Raw genomic sequence first — 17366 nt, forward strand, 5'->3', positions numbered from 1 at the left:
CACCGAGGTCACGTCCCCTCGCTGACCGAGCCGGTGCCGGACACGGTGATCACGGCCTGCGGACCCGCCTCGCCGCAGTCAGGGCCGTTGGGGAAGACGGCCTTCGGCGTGAGGGTCAGGCGCCGCTCCACGACGGTCGCTCCGGCCCGCCCCTCCAGCCGTAGCACCGCGTCCACCCGCGCCTTCGGCAGCTCCGCCAGGTCGCCGAAACCCTGCTTGCCGCCCTTGGGCCCCAGCTCGGCCGTGCAGTCCGTGCCCTCGCAGCTCTGCCGCACGATGCCGCCGGCCGGGTGGAGCTCCACCCTCGTCCGGCGGCAGGAGCCGTTCCAGCATGCCGTCAGCTCGGCCGCCGACACCCGGCCGGCGAGCGGGGCGTCGACGCGTATCGAGATCCCGGCGGGTGCGCCGACCAGCGTGCACGCCCGCTCGGCGGCGCAACCCGGCAGCGCCGTCAGGATGCCCACGGCCGCGACAAGTCTCCTCATGCCCCCACTCACGTGCGCCGCGGCCGTGTGGTTCACCCCGGGCTCGTGGCCCGAGCGGAACCCGATACGGTTCTGGGTCGTGATGTCAGCGACGATCCTGGCCAACGGGCCGCGGCGGGGGCGATGAGGAGGTCGACCGCGCTCGAACGGTTCCAGCGCCCCACCCAGGTGATCGCCACCGCGTTCGGGCTCGCCGTCCTGGCGGGCACGCTGTTACTCATGCTGCCCGCGGCCACGACCACGGGCGAGCCGGCCGGCTGGGTCATCGCGGTGTTCACCGCCGCCTCGGCGGTGACCGTGACCGGCATGGCGACCGTCGACACCGAGGGGCACTGGTCGGTGTTCGGCGAGGTGGTGATCGCCGGTCTGATCCAGGTCGGCGGCCTGGGCATCATGACGCTCGCCACCATGTTCACCGTCCTGGTCTCGGGACGCCTCGGCCTGCGCGCCCGCATGCTGGCCCAGGCCGAGTCCAAGGCGCTCGGCACCGCCGACATGCGCAGAGTCGCCCGCAAGGTGCTCTTCTTCAGCCTCGGCTGTGAGGCGGTCATCGCCGTCATCCTCACCCTGCGCTTCCTCCTCGGGTACGGCGAGCCGCTGGGCAGGGCCGTCTACCTGGGTGTCTTCCACGCGATCTCCTCCTTCAACGACGCCGGGTTCGCCCTGTGGAGCGACGGCCTGACGCGCTTCGTCGGCGACCCGTGGATCTGCCTGACGATCGCCGCCGCGGTCATCGTCGGCGGGCTCGGCTACCCGGTCGTCTTCGAGCTGTTCCGCGCGTGGCGGCACCCGGGCCGGTGGACCGTGCTCACCAGGATCACCGTCTGGATGACGGTCGTCCTGCTGGCCGCCGGCACGCTGGCCTTCCTGCTGACCGAGTGGACCAACCCGCGCACGCTCGGCCCGCTCGACGAGCCGGGCAAGCTGCTGGCCGCCTTCTTCGCCGGCGTCATGCCGCGCTCGGCGGGCTTCAACACGCTCGACATCTCCCAGATGCACCCGTCGAGCTGGCTGGTGACCGAAGTCCTGATGTTCATCGGCGGCGGCAGCGCGGGCACGGCGGGCGGCATCAAGGTGACCACCTTCGGCCTGCTGGCCTTCGTCATCTGGGCCGAGTTGCGAGGGGAGTCGAGGGTGAACATCGGGCACCGCCGGCTGCCGGAGTCCGCGCAACGGCAGGCCGTGGCGATCAGCCTGATGGCGGTGGCGTTCGTGACCGTCTCCACCTACATCCTGCTGGTGATCACCCCGCACAGCCTGGACAGGGTGCTGTTCGAGGTGATCGCCGCCTTCGGCACGGCGGGCCTGTCCACCGGCATCACCGCCGACCTGCCGCCCGCGGCGCACCTGCTGCTCGTGCTGCTGATGTTCGTGGGCCGGATCGGGCCGCTCACGCTCGGCTCGGCGCTGGCCCTGAAGGAACGCTCGAGCCGGTACGAACTACCTGAGGAACGGGTCATAGTTGGTTGACATGAGAAACGACCCCGTGGTCGTCATCGGTCTCGGCAGGTTCGGGACCGCGCTCGCGCTCGAGCTCACCAGACGAGGCACCGAGGTGCTGGCCATCGACAGCCGCCCCAAGGTGGTGCAGGCCCTGGCGGGCCAGATCACCCAGATCGCCGCCGCCGACGCCACCGACCCGGAGGCGCTCACCCAGCTCGGCGTGCCCGACTTCTACCGCGCGGTGGTGGCCATCGGCGGCGACCTGGAGGCCAGCATCCTGACCACCTCGGTGCTGGTCGACATGGAGATCGAGGACATCTGGGCCAAGGCGGTGAGCAGGCAGCACGGCCAGATCCTCAGCCGGATCGGCGCCCACCGCGTGGTGCTGCCCGAACACGACATGGGCGAGCGGGTGGCACACCTGGTCAGCGGGCGGATGCTCGACTACATGCAGGTGGACGCGGGCTTCGCGCTGGCCAAGACGCGGCCGCCGAAGGAGTACGTCGGGATACGGCTCGGCTCGTCGGGGCTGCGCAAGAAGTTCGGGGTGACCGTGGTGGCGGTCAAGAGCCCCGGCGAGGAGTTCACCTACGCCACGGCGGAGACCGAGCTCGCCTACGGGGACGTCATCCTCGTCTCGGGCAGGACCGAGAACGTGGAGCGCTTCGCCGAACTCCCCTGAAACCGCAGATGTCGGAAATATCATGATCAATTGGATCATGATCTGCTAGCTTGCTCGCATGCGGGGCGGCTTGACACAACGGGGTAAAGCGTGGCGGCTGTTCGCGGCGGGGGCCGTGATCGCCGCGCTGGGATACGGCACGGTGCTGGGGGACGACGACCTGTTCCCCTTCGGGCCCATGGTGCAGTTCGCGTTCAGCATCCCGCCGGACGGCGAGATCAAGTCGCTGCACCTGCAGGCCGAGACCGTCACCGGCGCGCGGGTCGAGATCCCCATCGAGCCCTACTACGTCGGCATCCGCCGGGCCGAGCTCGAAGGCCAGCTCAGCCGCTACCTCGCCCAGCCCTCGCTGTTACAGAGCCTGGCGGACGCCCACGAGCGCATCCGCCCCAACGATCCCCGGCTCACCCGGCTCATCGTGATCACCAGGGTCGTCACGCTCGAAGACCGCCGTCCCGCGGGGACCAAGGACGTGGAGAGGGTGTCATGGGTGGTGCGCTAGAGCGGTGGTGGTTCGCTCCCGTCCCGGCGCGGCGGGTGCGGATCATGTCGCTGATCGTCTACCTGTTCCTCCCGCTGGACATGATGCTGTTCACCGGCAGCGTCTGGGGCCACGCCGAGAACCCCGCCGGGTACCGGCCCGTGCTGGTCGCCCGCCTGCTGCACCTGCCGGGCGCCTCCCCCGTGCTGGTCTACACCCTGTTCGCCGTCGTGGTGGTGGCGGCGCTGGTGGCGGCGTGGGGAAGGCTGCCGCGCGCGGCCGGATACGTCGTGGCGGCCGGCTACCTGTACTGGGCGCTGCTGGCCATGTCGTACGGCAAGGTCGACCACGACCACCTCGCGCTGGTCGTGGCCCTGTTCGTGCTGCCGACGGCCGCGCGGGCGGGTGAGGAGGCGGCCGGGTGGGCGATGCGGTGCGTCCAGATCGCGGTCGCGGCCACCTACTTCCTGTCCGCCTACGCCAAGATCAGGCACGGCGGCTGGGAGTGGCCGAACGGCGCCACCTTCCAGTGGGCGATCTCCAGGCGCGGCACGTTCTTCGGCGAGTTCGTCGCGGCCCTGCCAGGCGCGCTGCTGATCGGGCAGTGGATCGTGCTGCTGGCCGAGACGGCGTCGCCGGTCATGCTGGCGCTGCGCGGCAGGGCGCTCCACGCGGCTGTCGCCTTCTGGGGGCTGTTCCACCTGCTCACCTGGGCGGCGATCACGATCCACTTCCTGCCGCACGTCATCTGCCTGGCGGCCTTCCTACCGCTGGAGCGGGCGACGATCGGCCGGAAGCGCGCACGCGGGGCTGCCACCAGGAAGCCGGTGCCGGTTGTTGGCGACGGCACGGTAGAGCCCGTGGGCTAGCCAGCGCACCGGCGGCACCCGCAGCAGCAGGCCGAGCGGGCTCCACGGCAGTCCCGCGTCGATGAGCAGCTTGGCCACGGCCTGGGCGCCGCCGAAGACGGCGCCGCGCTCGTCCACCCACAGCAGCTCGTACTCGGCCCGCGCCTGGCTCACACCCAGCGCCCGCAGGTCCGCGAACTGCCACGGGATGATCTCCGCCTTCGTCGGCAGCAGCCGTTCGACGAACCTCACGCAGGTGGTGCAGAAGGCGCAGTCGCCGTCGAAGACGAGCAGGGATCTCATGATCCAGACTCTACGCTCCCAGCAGCTTGCGGACCCGGTCGGCCCCCACGGCCAGCAGCAGCGTCGGCAGGCGCGGCCCGGTGTCGCGGCCGACGAGCAGGGTGTAGACCAGGACGAAGAACTCCCGCTGCGCGGCCTTCAGCTCGGGGGTGGCCTTCGCGTCGGCGGGCAGCCCCGCCTGCCGCTTGGGCACGCCGTAGACCAGGTCGGTCAGCCCGTCGAGCGACCAGTGCGCGTCGAGCCCGTCGAGCAGCAGCCGCAGCGACTCGCGCTGTTCCGCACCCAGCGAGGACAGCAGCTCCTCGTCGGGCTCCGGCCTGACGGTGGTGCGCTGCTCGGCGGGCACCTGGGTGGTGACCCAGCGCTGTGCCTTGTCCAGGCGCGGCCGCACCTGGGCGAGGTCGGTGATCGGCGCGGCCGGGTCGAGCTCGCGCAGGATGCGCAGCGTCTGCTCCTCGTCGCCGGTGGTCACGTCGACGATGGAGGCCAGCATCCGGTACGGCACGCGCCGCTCGGTGGCCGCCAGCGGCTGCTCGGCCGTCCGCACCGCCCTGGCGTGGGCGAGCTGGTCGGCGGGCAGCGCCTGCCCCTCGCTCACCTTGCGCTCCAGGGCGTCCCACTCGTCGTAGAGGCGCTGGATCTCCTGGTCGAAGGCGACCTTGAAGGACTGGGCGGGCTTGCGGCGGGCGTACATCCAGCGCAGCAGCGGCGCCTCCATGATCTCCAGCGCGTCGGCCGCGGTCGGCACGCCGCCCTTGGAGCTGCTCATCTTCGCCATGCCGCTGATGCCGACGAAGGCGTAGCGCGGGCCGATCGGCTGCACGCCGTCGAAGATCTCGCCGACCAGGTGGCCGCCGACCTCGAAGGACGAGCCGGGCGAGGTGTGGTCGACGCCCGAGGGCTCGAAGACGACGCCCTCGTATGCCCAGCGCATCGGCCAGTCGACCTTCCACACCAGCTTGCCGCGGTCGTGGGTGGCCAGCCGTACGGTCTCGCCGAAGCCGCACTCGCAGGTGTAGGCCAGCTCGGTCGTCTCGTCGTCGTAGCCGGTGACGGTGGTCAGGTCGCGCCCGCACAGCGTGCAGTAGGGCTTGTACGGGTAATAGCCCGCCTCCTCCTCGGCCGCGCCGGAGCCTTCGAGCGCGGCGGCCTCGTCGGCGTCCTTGGCCTTCGGCTTGGCCTTGGTGCGGTAGCGGGCCAGGACGGCGTCGATGCGGTCACGCTCGCGCATCGCGTGGAGGATCTGCTCGCGGTAGGCGCCCGAGGTGTACTGCTTGGTCTGGCTGATGCCGCGGTAGGTGACGCCCAGCCTGGCCAACGCGGAGATCATCGGGGTCTTGAAGTGCTCGGCCCAGTTGGGGTAGGCGCTGCCGGGCGGGGCGGGCACCGAGGTGAGCGGCTTGCCGATGTGCTCGGCCCACGACGGGTCGATGCCCGCGGGCACCTTCCTGAAGCGGTCGTAGTCGTCCCAGGACAGCAGGTGGACGCAGTCGAGGCCGCGCCGCCTGATCTCGTCGGCCACCAGGTGCGGGGTCATGACCTCGCGCAGGTTGCCCAGGTGGATCGGTCCGGACGGGCTGAGCCCCGAGGCGCAGACGATCGTTTTGCCGGGCGCGCGCCGCTCCGACTCGGCGATGACGTCGTCCGCGAGTTGGGAGACCCAGTCGGTCATGGAACAGCCCTTCCATCGAAGTGTGACGCCCCATTCTGACGGAAGAATCGGCGGGTATGGACGCGACCGCGCCAGGCCGCCGGTTCCGTCCGGCCCGGCCGGCCCGCCGCGGGCCGTTCGGAGGCCGTTCGGAGGCCGTTCGGAGGCCGTCGCCCTGCGGTTCGGCGCCGGGCGGCGGAGCGCACCCTCGGCCGCGGCCGCCTCGCCGGGCCCGGGTAGAAAGGTGTCCATGACCCACCTCGCGAGCTGGATGGACGCCTACATCCGGGCCTGGCACACCAACGACCCCGACGACATCGGCGCGCTGTTCGCCGACGACGCCGTCTACTTCACCGAGCCCTACGCCGAGCCGTGGCGCGGCAAGGACGCGATCGTCACGCGATGGCTCGAGCGCAAGGACACCGACGGCCCCGCGGCCTTCGAGTACGAGCCCGTCGCCGTCACCGAGGAGGTGGCCGTGGTCAAAGGCGTCACCACCTATCCCGACACCGCCTTCAGCAACCTGTGGCTGGTCAGGCTGGACGCCGGGGGCCGGTGCACGGAGTTCGTCGAGTACTGGATGGAGCAGCCCGCATGAGCCGGCCTGTCGTCTTCGACCTGGACGGCGTGCTCGTCGACTCCGAGCCGGTGTGGGAGGAGGTCCGCAGGGCCTACGTCGCCGCGCACGGCGGCACGTGGCTGCCAGAGACCCAGCCGAGGCTCATGGGCATGAGCACCGGCGAATGGGCCGCCTACCTGGCCGAGCTCGGCGTGCGGCGGTCGCCGGACGAGATCGCGGCGGGCGTGGTCGGGCTGATGGCCGAGCGGTACCGCCACGGCGTCCCCCTCATGCCCGGCGCGAAGGAGGCGGTCGCCCGCCTGGCCGAGCACCGGTCGCTGGGCCTGGCCAGCTCGTCGCCCCGCGCGCTCATCGACGTCGTCCTGGACGCCACGGGGCTCGGCGCGTTCTTCTCCGCGACCGTCTCCACCGAGGAGGTCGCGTACGGCAAGCCCGCGCCCGACGGCTACCTGGAGGCGGCGCGGCGGCTGGGCGCCGACCCGCGCGGCTGCGTGGCTGTCGAGGACTCCAGCAACGGGCTGCGCTCGGCGGCCGCGGCCGGGATGCGGGTGATCGCCGTCCCCCATCCGAGGTACCCGCCCGCGCCCGACGCCCTCGAACTGGCCGCCGCGGTCGTGCCCGCTCTCGGCGATCTCACCCCCGGCCTGGTCGACCGGCTCGGCTGAGCACCCACCGGCGCGGTGGGTGCTCAGGGGCGTTCGTCGGGCCCGCGGCGGCCGTCGTAGCCGAGCAGGCGCATCGCCGTCTCCGGGTCCATGGCCGCGGCCAGCAGCTGGGCGCGGGCGTTGGCCCTGTCACGTTCCTGCTCGGCCCGCTTCTGTCCCGCGCGCACCGCCTTCAGCGCGATGAGCGCCACCCCGATGCCGACGACCACCGCCACCACGACGACGAACAGCACGAGCAGCAGGCCGGGGGACATCGCGCCGACCGCGCTGCCGGTGGCGCCGGTCGCCGCCAGCGCGCCGAACAGCGCGAGGCCGGCGAGCGTGAACAGGCTGCCCACGACCACCCACGCGGTCGCGCCCGAGCGGCGCGCGGGCGGCGGCTCGGCCGTACCGGACGAAGCGGCCAGGAAGGGAGCGGGCATCTGCGGGGCGGTCCCGAACGGCGCCGCCTGGTGACCCGGTGTGGCGGGCGCGCCGGGTTGCGGGGGCTCCCACGGGACGAACTGGGGCCGCCGGTCGTCCGGCACCAGCGCGTTGCCGGGCGAGGGGGCGGCGGCGTCGGCCGGGTCGAGCACCTGCACGTCGTAGGACGGCTCGGCGATCCCGGCCGTGACCTCCACGACGCCGGGCAGGTCGCGCTCGACGCCGCTGTGCTCGCGGTGCGCCCTGGCCGCGTCGCGGTGGTACTCCTCGATCTCCTCGATGAGCGTCTCCGACCGGTAGACGCCGCCGTCCACCAGCGGGCCCTGCCGCCCTTCGAGCACCGCGACGACGTCCTCGCCGTTGAGCGTCTTGTGCGTCTCCAGCGCGTGGGCCAGGCACAGCACCTCGCGCCGGTGCTCGCGCAGCAGTTCCTCGGTCTTCTCCAGCAACCTGACCAGGTTGAACTCGACGCGCTCGCTGAGATGCTCGGGGACGACGCCCTCGCGCGGCGCGGGACTCTGCTCCTGCGCCCCGGGCTGGCCGCGCAGGGCCTTGCCGGCGTGGATGCCGAGCTCCTGCAGCGCGGGCAGGGAGGCGATGCCGGTGCCCATGCCCCAGTGCGACTCCATGAGCCCGACGAGATAGGTCGCCGACATGAGGTCGCCGGAGACGCCGGAGGAGTTGTCGTCGCCGAAGAACATCCGCTCGCCGGCCAGCGAGGCGAGCGAGACCATGATGTCGGCCTCGTGCTCGGACTTCCACCGGGTGAACTGGTCCTCGGGCTTGATCGAGGCGACCATGCCCAGGTAGTCGGCGCCCTTCTCGATGGTGGCGATGTCGATCTCGAGGTGGTAGCGGGTGCGGTAGGCGATCACCGCGTGGCAGGCCTCGTGGACGGCGACCGCGTGCCGTTCCCGCTCGATGTACTCGACGTCCTCGGGCGGGCCGAGCTGCTTGAGCCGCTTGGCGCGCAGCACGTCCGACCAGGTGATGGTCTCGCGGCCGTCGCGGATGGTGGTGATGAGCGCCTCGTTGACCAGGTCCTTGATCGTGGCGCCGGTGGCGTAGGGGGTGATCGTGGCCAGCTTGTCGATCTGCTCGTCGGTCAGCTCGTGCTGGACCTTGGCGAAGTAGCCCTGGTAGGTGCGGACCCTGCCCGCCTTGGACGGGTAGCCGACCTTGTAGATGCGGTCGATACGGCCCGGCCGCAGCAGCGCGTCGTCGAGGGCGTCCGGCATGTTGGTCGCCATCATGACCAGGATGCGGTACTTCGGCGGCGGCTTGGGGCGCATGCCGAGGGCGCGCCGTACGAGCCGGTTGAACAGGCCGCGCGGCTTCTTCAGGCCGGACAGCTCGGTGAGCAGCGCCTGCAGCGTGCCCATGTCGCCGCCGCCGTTCATGCCGCCGCCCATGAAGAACCTGCTGTTCTCGGTGTCCGGCGGCGTGACCCTGGTGGACAGGATGGATCTGGACGACTCCGACAGGTAGCCGAAGCCGTGGCAGCCGTCGGCGCTGAAGCCCTGCCCGGGCGGGGCCTGCCCGGCCAGGCGGCCGCGGCGGCCGAGGGAGTCGGCCTCGTCGAAGAAGACGATGACGCCGCCGTAGCGCAGGGCGAGCTTGCGCAGCTTCCTGAACAGTGACTTGACCTTCAGCACGCCGATGCCCATGAACATGTTGATGAACGCGCCCGGGTCGACGAAGACGTACGGCTTGCCCGTCTCGCCGGCCACGGCCTCGGCCATCAGCGTCTTGCCGGTTCCGGGCGGCCCCCACAGCAACAGACCGCTGGGCACGTAGCCGCCGCGCGCCTCGATGGCATCCGGCTGCTCCAGGAAGACGATGTTCTCCTTGACGCGCTCGACCACGTGGTCCTGGCCCCACACGTCCCTGAACCTGGTCTTGATGTCGTCGGGGTAGTAGGTCTCGACGCCGCCGCGCGACAGGAACCAGAACAGTCCGACGAACTGGAAGATGACGAAGAAGAACGCGAAGGCCAGCTGGGCGACGTACGGCAGCGCCTGGAAGGCCAGCGCCGGAGCCTGGAACAGGGCCAGGAAGGGGCTGCGGTCGAGCACCGCGCCCAGGACCAGAGCCAGCACGGTGACCCAGAACAGGATCTTGATGATCCTGGCGAGCCTGAACCTCGTCCAGTCGCTGAACCGGCGGTGCGTCCACCGTTCGAAGCCGCCGAAGACGCCCTTGCTCCAGAAGCGGTGGTAGCCGGGCGAGCGCTCGCTGACGAAGAAGTGCACCTGCCGGACGAGTTCGGCGGCCAGCAGGTAGAAGATCCACGGATGGTTGTCCCCGATACGCTGTAATGCGTCGGTGAAGGGCATGATGCCCTCGTAGTCGGCCATCTCCTTCCAGGCGAGCACGAGGAAGGCCAGGCCCAGGCCGAGCATGAACTTGCTGCGATCCCAGAAGGCCATCCGCTTGCGGGTCACGGAGTCGGGATCGTTGGGGCCGCTGCCGGGAGCGCGCAGTCCCTCAGGGTGGGTCGTGGTCACGGTCGCTCCCTCATCCTGGCATCTTGAGCAGCTTGAAGGACTCGGCGATGTTGTCGAACTCGGCGACCCTCTTGCTGAAGCACGCGGCCGTGCAGCGGATCAGCAGCACCGAGACGGTCCCGCCCGTCCGGTCGAGGTAGGCGGTCTGGTCGAAGGTCTGGACGGTGTCGCCGATCAGGTAGTTGAACCGCACGCGCACGCCTCTCGCGCCGTCGCTGAGCACGATCGGCTGGTCGGTGAGCAGCTCGAACCGCGCGAGGGTGGGCTGCTGGCCCGCCTCCATGAGGCGCTGGGTGTAGGCCTGCCGCATCTCCTCCGTCACGGGCAGGATGAAGTCGCGCATCGTGTTGAGCGAGACCACGTTCCGCTGCGGTTCGGTCAGCCGGTGGACGGTGGAGTAGACGAACGGGTCCTGGGAACCCAGCAGGTGGTCCACGGCCGGTTCGGGGGCCTGGTCGAAGGCGGTCGACCAGACCAGCTGCTTGCGCAGTTTCGCCGTCTCGGACTCGGGATGGTCGCCGCTGAGCAGGAGATCGATCTTCGTGGAGTCGATCTTCGAGAACGAGGAGGGCACCTTGAAGTAGGTGGTGCCTTCCCTGTCGCGCACGTAGGTGTACTCCGCCTGACCGCAGGCGGCGACTCCGGCCGTCAGCACGGCCGTGACCGTGGCCGTGCTGACGGCCGCTTTCATCCAAGCCCGTGTCTTTTTCACCAGGGCTTACCTCCGCGTTACCCGCCAACGCCTTGGTTGTGCCCGTTTTTGGCGGCTAATCTCCTCTTCCGGCCCCAGAAGTCTTGACCAAAGCGCAGCCGACTATTGGCTGTGTTTGTTATAGATCGCTGAGACGCGCGGAGAAAGTCCGGATCAAGACCTACTCGCCCATCTCTACCCTGCTGCAACGTTTGCGCAACCAGGGAACGGCCAAGATGTCTTGCCGAAGGGCCTATCTCTTCGCGCCGGACTGGCGAAGGATAAGGAGCTTCGGACCCCCCTCCCGCCTCGCTCGGAGCGCGACATGAACGAACCGATCAACTTCGCCATGACCGTGGAGCACCTGTTCGCCGAGGTGTGGGCGCGCGAGGCGATCAGCGACCGCGACCGCCGACTGCTGCTCATCGGCCTGCTCGTCGGACAGGGGCTCGACCAGGCGGTCGAGATCCAGCTGGAGACCGCGTTGCGCACCGGCGACCTGAGCGCGGAGGAGCTGAGGGAGACGGTCGTCTTCCTCACCCACTACGCGGGATGGGCGCGCGGGGCGCGGCTCAACGCCCAGGTGGAGGACCTGATCGAGCGCGTGGTCATGGGCTGATCGTCGCCGCGGCCGTCGCGCCCAGCTCCCAGCACGCCTCCAGGTCCGCCTTGGTGACCGCGCCGATCACCACGACGGGCGCCGCGACCGGCTCCCAGCCGAGACCACGCGTGATCGACTCCACGCCGCGCACCGCCCCCGTGGCGTCGTTGTTGCCGTGCACGTACAGCCCGTACGGCAGGCGCCGCGTCTCCTCCAGGCACGGGTAGTAGATCGTGTCGAAGAAGTGCTTGAGCGCCCCGCTCATGTAGCCGATGTTGGCGGGGGTGCCGAGGATGAGCGCGTCGGCGGCGAACACGTCGGCGGCGGTGGCGTTGAGCGCGGCCCTGGTGACCACCTCGACACCCTGGATCTCGTCGGTCGTCGCGCCCTCGCGCACCTTCTCCAGCAGCTCGTGCGTGGCCGGCGAGGCGGTGTGGTGGACGATCAGCAGCCGGCTCACGACGCCGCCCGCACCTGGTAGAGCCCGCCCTGGAGGCTGAGGGCGTAGAGCTCGCCGTCGTGGCCCTGCCCGAACGACGACAGCTGCTCGACCCTGCCCACCTCGATGCCGTGCGCCGGGTCGCTCACGGGCGCGGCCTTGACCCATCCGGCGCAGAAGTCGCCGTAGAGGAAGTGGCCGGCCAGCCCGGGGATCCGGGCACCCCGGTAGACGTGGCCCGCGATGACCGAGCAGGTCCCGTCCTGCCCGAGGGGATAGGTGATGACCGGCTTGACGGCTCCGGCGGCCCGCACGCCGGTGTCGAAGGGATGCCCGCCCTCGAAGGCGTTCCAGCCGTAGTTGCGGCCGCCCTTGCCGCTCGGCTCGTGGTCGACCTCCTCCCAGGCGTTCTGGCCGACGTCGCCGATCCACAGGTCGCCGGTCCTGCTGTCGAAGCTGAAGCGCCATGGGTTGCGCAGGCCGTACGCCCAGATCTCCGGCCTGGCCCCGCCGCGGCCGGTGAACGGGTTGTCCGGGGGAACCCGGTAGGGCGTGCCGCGCGGGTCGATGCGCAGGATCTTGCCCAGCCAGGTGCCCAGGTTCTGGCCGTTGCCCTGCGGGTCTCCCCCGCCGCCGCCGTCGCCGAGGCCGATGTAGAGGTAGCCGTCGGGGCCGAAGGCGAGCTGCCCGCCGTTGTGGTTGGCGTACGGCTGGTCCTGGGTGAGCACGTCGCGCCGCCCGCCGGCCCTGCGGCCGTCGAAGGCCCACTCGGTGACGTGGGTACGGCCCGCGGCGTCGGTCCAGTCGAGGTAGAGCCACCTGCCGGTCGGATGGAAGGCCACGCCGAGCAGGCCCTGCTCGTTGCCGTCGCTGACCTCGCCGGACAGGTCGACGATCACCTGCTGGCGGCCGTCGACGAGCGCGCGCAGCCGGCCGCTCTGCTCGGCGACGTAGAGCGCCTCGTCGCCCTCGCGCACGGCGAAGGCCACGGGCTTGTCGAACCGGGCGATCTCGGCGAACTCCAGCCTCGCGGGCACCGGCCGCCCAGACGCCGTGGTCGCCGCCTCGGCCGAGGGCCGGACGGACTGTCCCGCCTCGGGGCGGGCAGGCTCCCGCCCTGCCGGCTGGGTGGCCGAGCAGGCGGTCAGCACCGCGACCAGGGCGACGGCGGCAAGCGCGGGGCGCACGCTGCCGATCCTCTCATGCGATCTCGTCACGGTGCCTGTACGCGCCGGGGCCGGGAAAGGTTCGGCGCAGGCGGCGGCCCTGCCCTGGCGCGCGTGCCCGGCCGTGCGATCGTGATCGTCGGCGCGCCGCCGGGAGCGGGCGGGGCGGGCGTTACGCTGGCCGTATGCCTACCGCACTGATCACGGGCGCGACCGCCGGCATCGGCGCGGCCTTCGCCCGCCGCCTTGCCGCCGACGGCTTCTCGCTGGTCCTGGTCTCCCGCGACGAGACCCGGCTCGCCGAGGCCGCCGAACGGCTCAAGCAGAAGTACGGCGTCGCCGTCGACGTCCTGCCCGCCGACCTGGCCACCGACGACGGGCTGGAGCGCGTCGAGGCCCGCCTGCGCGAAGGCGTCGACTGCCTGGTCAACAACGCGGGCTTCGGCCACCCCGGCCACTTCCTCGAGGTGCCGCTCGAGGACGAGGTGCGCATGCTGAAGGTGCACTGCGAGGCCGTGCTCAGGTTCACGCTCGCGGCCCTGCCGGGCATGCGGGCGCGCGGCAGGGGCGCCGTGATCAACGTCGCCTCGGTGGCGGCCTTCTTCACCCGGGGCACCTACAGCGCCTCCAAGGCGTGGGTGGTCAACTTCAGCGAGTCGACGGCCGCCGAGGTGGGCGACCCGAAGATCCGGATCATGGCGTTGTGCCCCGGCTTCGTGCGCACCGAGTTCCACCAGCGGGCCTCGATGGACGTCTCCGGCATCCCCGGCTTCCTCTGGCTGCAGGCCGACGCCGTGGTGAACGAGGCGATGCGCGACCTGGCGCTCGGCAGGACGGTCTCCATCCCCGACCTTCGCTACAAGGCGATCGTGGCGGTGGGCAGGCTCATCCCGCGCGGGCTGACCCACCGGATCTCCGCCATGATCGGCCGCAAGTAGCCCGGCGCTCCCCCCGCCTCCGGAACACGGGGAGCGGACCCCGCGAAGACGATCCCCCCGCCGCGGGAGGGGGTCGCGGCGGGGGGATGCTCGGAAGAGGCGTGCTCTAGCGGTTGGCCTCGTGGCCGATCGCCAGGCCGCTCGCGGCGTCGAAGAAGTGCAGGTTGTGGGTGTCGACGACCAGCTCGATCGACTGGCCGGGACGCACGTGGCTGCGGGCGTTGACGCGGGCGGTCCACAGCGACTTGTCGCCGGACAGCGGCAGCGTGGCTTCCTCGTCGTCACCGGTGTCCTGGGCGGCCACGGTGTCCTTGTGCTCGACCGGCGGGGCGTCGATCAGGAACAGGACGTTGATCTCGGAGCCGAGCTCCTCGGTGACCTCCGCCTTGACGGGCAGGGTGGCCCAGCCGTTGGCGTGGCTGCCGGCGGCGCTGGAGTCCTCGAAGTCGGAGGGCCGGATGCCGAGGATGACCTTCTTGCCGATGTACTGGTCGAGGCCCGGCTTGTCGGAGAAGGTCGACTCGGGGATGGCCAGCTTGTAGCCGGCGAAGGCCACCGCGGCGCCGCCGTCGCGGACCAGCTCGGCGGTGACGAAGTTCATCGAGGGCGAGCCCATGAAGCCGGCGACGAACAGGTTGACGGGCTTGTCGAACAGGTTCTGCGGGGTGTCGACCTGCTGGAGCAGGCCGTCGCGCAGGACGCAGACGCGGTCGCCGAGGGTCATGGCCTCGACCTGGTCGTGCGTGACGTAGACGGTGGTGACGCCGAGGCGCTCGTGCATCTGGTTGAGCGAGGCGCGCATGGAGACGCGGAGCTTGGCGTCGAGGTTGGACAGCGGCTCGTCCATGAGGAAGGCCTGCGGCTCGCGGACGATGGCGCGGCCCATCGCGACACGCTGGCGCTGACCACCGGACAGGGCGGCCGGCTTGCGCTTGAGGTAGGTCTCGAGGCCCAGCATCTTGGCGGCCTCGTTGACGCGCTTCTGGATCTCCGGCTTGGGCATCTTGCGGAGCTTCAGACCGAAGGCGAGGTTCTCCTCGACGGTCATGTGGGGGTAGAGCGCGTAGTTCTGGAAGACCATCGCGATGTCGCGGTCCTTCGGCGGCAGGTGGTTGACCACCTTGTCGCCGATGGCGATCTCGCCGCCGCTGATGTCCTCGAGTCCGGCGATCATCCGCAGCGCGGTCGACTTGCCGCAGCCGGAGGGGCCGACCAGAACCATGAACTCCCCATCCTTGATCTCAAGGTTGAGTGCGTTCACGGCCTTCACGCCACCGGCGTAGATCTTGTCGACGTTTGTCAGAACGATGGATGCCATGACAGTCCTTCGCGCAGCGGGCCGGAACCCGGACGTATGTGGGGGACACCACTCACCGTGGATACGTTTTCATGCATCTCACCCGAAAGGGGGAACCCTGTCAAGAGACCAGGCGATGTTACCCATTCGAGCTGGAAAGCTTCCGGAATGAGTGGTGGAATCGTTTCCATGAAGCGCACCACCATCAAGGACGTGGCGGAGGCCGCCGGCGTCGGCGTGGCCACGGTCTCCCGGGTGCTGTCCGGTGGATCGGCCAGCCAGGAGACCCGCGAGCGGGTGCTCGCGGTGGCCGCGCATCTCGACTACCGCCCCAGCGCGGTGGGCCGCAACCTGCGCCAGCAGCGCGCCGGCGGCATCGGCCTGCTGGTTCCCGACCTGACCGACACCCTGTACGGCAGGCTCGCCGAGGGCGTGCTCGCCTGCGCCCGCTCGGCGGGCGAGCCCGTCGTGGTCGGCTCGACGGGCGACGACCCCGAGCAGGAGGCCGAGCTCATCGGCATGCTGCTGGAGCAGAGCGTCGACCGGGTGATCGCCGTGCCCTCGGGCGACGCCGAGGCGTGGGGCCCGGCGATCAGGGCGGGCATGACGGTGGTGTTCGTCGGCGAGCAGCCCCAGGAGGACGAGCCGTCCGACGAGCCGCTCGACGACCTGCTGATGCTCGACGGCCTGCGGACGCCGCCCCGTCCCGACAGCGCCATCCCCGCCGTCCTGGCCGACGACCGCTCCGGTGTCCGTACGGCGGTGCAGTACCTCAAGGGCCTCGGCCATCGCCGCATCGCCTACCTCGGCGGCCCTGGGCGCGCCCGCCGGGTGGCCGCCTTCCGGGAGGCGATGGGCACGCTGGCGGATGAGGAGCTGATCGTCTCCGCCGGCGGCAGCCGCGACTCGGCCTACGCCGCCGCCTCGGGTCTGCTGCAGAGCCGGGGCGACGTCACCGCGCTGGTGGCCGGCGGCAGCGCGCTGGGCGAGGCGGCCGTGCTGACCGCGCGGGAGCTCGGCCTGCGCATCCCGGGCGACCTGTCGCTGGTGATGTACGACGACGTGCCGTGGGCCGAGCTGTGCTCGCCCCCGCTGACGGTGATCGCCCAGCCGGGCCAGGATCTCGGCTACCGGGCGGCCGAGCTGGTGCTCAGGTCGGGCGCCAGGCGCCCGCGCAGCGTGCTGCTGCCCACCGAGCTCATCGTGCGTGGGAGCTGCGGGCCTCGCCGGTGAGGTACACCCAGGCGCCCTCGTGCCGGGTGAACCTGCTGACCTCGCGCATCTCCCCCGCCCTGCCGGCCTGGCTGTAGCGGGCCCGGAACTCGACCGTCCCCTCGGTGTCGCCGGCCCCGCCGCCGCTCGTGCTCACGATCGACAGCCGCTTCCACCGCAGGTACGGCTCGAAGGTGATCTCGGCGGGCCTGGTCGACGGGTGCCAGCTGCTGAGCAGGTAGGCGGCGTCGCCCACCGCGAAGGCGCTGAAACGGGAGCGCATGAGCTGCTCGGCGGTCTCGGCCGCCGCCGCCCCGCGGTGCAGCCGCCCGCAGCAGTCCTCGTAGGCCGCGGGCAGCCCGCACGGGCAGGTCCGCCCACTCACAGGAGCTTCTCGATCGCGGCGGTGACGGCGGGGTCGGACGGCTCGGTGCGCGGCCTGAACCTGGCCACCACCGTCCCCTCGCGGTCGACGAGGAACTTCTCGAAGTTCCACTGGATGTCGCCGGCCTCGCCGTCGGCGTCGGGCGTGGCGGTGAGCGGGCCGTAGAGCGGGTGCCGGTCGGCGCCGTTGACGTCGGCCTTCTCCAGCAGCGGGAAGTCGACGCCGTAGGTGGTGGAGCAGAACTCCTGGATCTCCTCGGCCGTGCCGGGCTCCTGGCCCATGAACTGGTTGCACGGCACGCCGACCACGCTGAAGCCTCGCGGCCCGTACTCCTGCTGGAGCTTCACCAGGCCGGTGTACTGCGGGGTCAGGCCGCACCTGGAGGCCACGTTGACGATGAGCAGGGCCTTGTCGCCGGCCAGCTCGGCGAGCGTGGTCGGGGCGTCCGCGAGGGTGCGGACCGGGATGTCGCGGAGATTCATGATCCGACTCTACCTTCCCAAGAAATGTGACAGAGTCCACTTTTTCCCGCTAAACCCCCTGTACAGCCATAGATCACGTTCTTTACT

General features: G+C 70.9%; 19 protein-coding genes. 9 read left to right on the forward strand and 10 right to left on the reverse strand.

Translation table 11 applies throughout. The features are described 5' to 3' along the window. Window positions 1-8: 8 nt before the first annotated feature. Complete coding sequence (locus tag ACWEVS_RS10420) at window positions 9-485, reverse strand: hypothetical protein (protein WP_449927149.1); 477 nt, start codon at window positions 483-485, stop codon at window positions 9-11. A gap of 123 nt (window positions 486-608) precedes the next feature. Between ACWEVS_RS10420 and ACWEVS_RS10425 the strand changes: the two genes are divergently transcribed. Genes ACWEVS_RS10425 through ACWEVS_RS10440 form a run of 4 tightly spaced genes read left to right on the forward strand, consistent with a single transcriptional unit; the run spans window position 609 to window position 3960 of the window. Beyond that, window positions 609-1955 (forward strand): TrkH family potassium uptake protein, encoded by a 1347-nt coding sequence (locus tag ACWEVS_RS10425; RefSeq protein WP_354907417.1) that lies wholly within the window; start codon window positions 609-611, stop codon window positions 1953-1955. A 1-nt stretch (window position 1956) separates the two neighbouring features. Continuing rightward, window positions 1957-2610 (forward strand): potassium channel family protein, encoded by a 654-nt coding sequence (locus ACWEVS_RS10430; RefSeq protein ID WP_354907418.1) that lies wholly within the window; start codon window positions 1957-1959, stop codon window positions 2608-2610. 58 nt (window positions 2611-2668) lie between these two features. Beyond that, on the forward strand, window positions 2669-3112 hold the full coding sequence (locus ACWEVS_RS10435) for a hypothetical protein (RefSeq protein WP_452414004.1): 444 nt from the start codon (window positions 2669-2671) through the stop codon (window positions 3110-3112). Continuing rightward, entirely contained in the window at window positions 3097-3960 is an 864-nt protein-coding gene (locus tag ACWEVS_RS10440; protein ID WP_452414006.1) for a hypothetical protein, read from the forward strand. Before ACWEVS_RS10435 ends, ACWEVS_RS10440 begins: the two co-directional genes overlap by 16 nt. On the opposite strand, the gene ACWEVS_RS10445 is transcribed toward ACWEVS_RS10440, so the two are convergent. Both ACWEVS_RS10445 and lysS read right to left on the reverse strand, forming a co-directional pair. Further along, the gene (locus ACWEVS_RS10445) at window positions 3856-4242 is read right to left on the reverse strand and encodes a thiol-disulfide oxidoreductase DCC family protein (protein ID WP_354907421.1); all 387 of its coding nucleotides are present in this window, start codon (window positions 4240-4242) and stop codon (window positions 3856-3858) included. The genes ACWEVS_RS10440 and ACWEVS_RS10445 overlap by 105 nt on opposite strands. Window positions 4243-4252: 10 nt before the next feature. After that, window positions 4253-5914: a lysine--tRNA ligase gene (gene lysS, locus ACWEVS_RS10450; protein WP_449927140.1), complete on the reverse strand. Its 1662-nt coding sequence runs from the start codon at window positions 5912-5914 to the stop codon at window positions 4253-4255. A gap of 229 nt (window positions 5915-6143) precedes the next feature. Between lysS and ACWEVS_RS10455 the strand changes: the two genes are divergently transcribed. Next, a complete protein-coding gene (locus tag ACWEVS_RS10455) occupies window positions 6144-6491 on the forward strand; it encodes a YybH family protein (protein ID WP_354907423.1) in 348 nt (115 codons plus the stop codon). Continuing rightward, window positions 6488-7138 carry an HAD family hydrolase gene (locus ACWEVS_RS10460; RefSeq protein ID WP_452550981.1) on the forward strand — a complete coding sequence of 217 codons (651 nt, stop codon included), beginning with the start codon at window positions 6488-6490 and terminating at the stop codon, window positions 7136-7138. Before ACWEVS_RS10455 ends, ACWEVS_RS10460 begins: the two co-directional genes overlap by 4 nt. A gap of 23 nt (window positions 7139-7161) precedes the next feature. Here the strand turns inward: ACWEVS_RS10460 and ACWEVS_RS10465 are convergent, their stop codons facing one another. Both ACWEVS_RS10465 and ACWEVS_RS10470 read right to left on the reverse strand, forming a co-directional pair. Continuing rightward, window positions 7162-10068: an AAA family ATPase gene (locus tag ACWEVS_RS10465; protein WP_452550983.1), complete on the reverse strand. Its 2907-nt coding sequence runs from the start codon at window positions 10066-10068 to the stop codon at window positions 7162-7164. Between the two features lie 10 nt (window positions 10069-10078). Further along, window positions 10079-10759 carry a hypothetical protein gene (locus tag ACWEVS_RS10470; RefSeq protein WP_452414012.1) on the reverse strand — a complete coding sequence of 227 codons (681 nt, stop codon included), beginning with the start codon at window positions 10757-10759 and terminating at the stop codon, window positions 10079-10081. Between the two features lie 325 nt (window positions 10760-11084). Between ACWEVS_RS10470 and ACWEVS_RS10475 the strand changes: the two genes are divergently transcribed. Further along, on the forward strand, window positions 11085-11378 hold the full coding sequence (locus ACWEVS_RS10475; RefSeq protein WP_354907427.1) for a carboxymuconolactone decarboxylase family protein: 294 nt from the start codon (window positions 11085-11087) through the stop codon (window positions 11376-11378). Here ACWEVS_RS10475 and ACWEVS_RS10480 read toward each other — a convergent pair. Together ACWEVS_RS10480 and ACWEVS_RS10485 are read right to left on the reverse strand one after the other, a co-directional pair. After that, a complete protein-coding gene (locus tag ACWEVS_RS10480; RefSeq protein WP_449927128.1) occupies window positions 11368-11820 on the reverse strand; it encodes a flavodoxin family protein in 453 nt (150 codons plus the stop codon). The two genes, ACWEVS_RS10475 and ACWEVS_RS10480, sit on opposite strands and share 11 nt — an antisense overlap. Continuing rightward, the gene (locus ACWEVS_RS10485; protein ID WP_452550985.1) at window positions 11817-12986 is read right to left on the reverse strand and encodes a PQQ-dependent sugar dehydrogenase; all 1170 of its coding nucleotides are present in this window, start codon (window positions 12984-12986) and stop codon (window positions 11817-11819) included. Before ACWEVS_RS10485 ends, ACWEVS_RS10480 begins: the two co-directional genes overlap by 4 nt. A 164-nt stretch (window positions 12987-13150) precedes the next feature. Here ACWEVS_RS10485 and ACWEVS_RS10490 point away from each other — a divergent pair, with 164 nt between their 5' ends. After that, the gene (locus tag ACWEVS_RS10490) at window positions 13151-13903 is read left to right on the forward strand and encodes an SDR family NAD(P)-dependent oxidoreductase (protein WP_452414015.1); all 753 of its coding nucleotides are present in this window, start codon (window positions 13151-13153) and stop codon (window positions 13901-13903) included. Window positions 13904-14009: 106 nt separating this feature from the next. On the opposite strand, the gene ACWEVS_RS10495 is transcribed toward ACWEVS_RS10490, so the two are convergent. Next, window positions 14010-15221, reverse strand: a complete 1212-nt coding sequence (locus tag ACWEVS_RS10495) for an ABC transporter ATP-binding protein (RefSeq protein ID WP_354907431.1) — start codon at window positions 15219-15221, stop codon at window positions 14010-14012. 168 nt (window positions 15222-15389) lie between these two features. Between ACWEVS_RS10495 and ACWEVS_RS10500 the strand changes: the two genes are divergently transcribed. Then, window positions 15390-16433: a LacI family DNA-binding transcriptional regulator gene (locus tag ACWEVS_RS10500; RefSeq protein ID WP_449927119.1), complete on the forward strand. Its 1044-nt coding sequence runs from the start codon at window positions 15390-15392 to the stop codon at window positions 16431-16433. Here ACWEVS_RS10500 and ACWEVS_RS10505 read toward each other — a convergent pair. Beyond that, entirely contained in the window at window positions 16399-16797 is a 399-nt protein-coding gene (locus ACWEVS_RS10505) for a YchJ family protein (protein WP_354907433.1), read from the reverse strand. The genes ACWEVS_RS10500 and ACWEVS_RS10505 overlap by 35 nt on opposite strands. Beyond that, window positions 16794-17279: a glutathione peroxidase gene (locus ACWEVS_RS10510; RefSeq protein ID WP_449927113.1), complete on the reverse strand. Its 486-nt coding sequence runs from the start codon at window positions 17277-17279 to the stop codon at window positions 16794-16796. The genes ACWEVS_RS10505 and ACWEVS_RS10510 overlap by 4 nt, the downstream gene beginning before the upstream one ends. Window positions 17280-17366 lie beyond the last annotated feature (87 nt).

The sequence above is a fragment of the Nonomuraea sp. NPDC003754 genome, assembly GCF_053605785.1.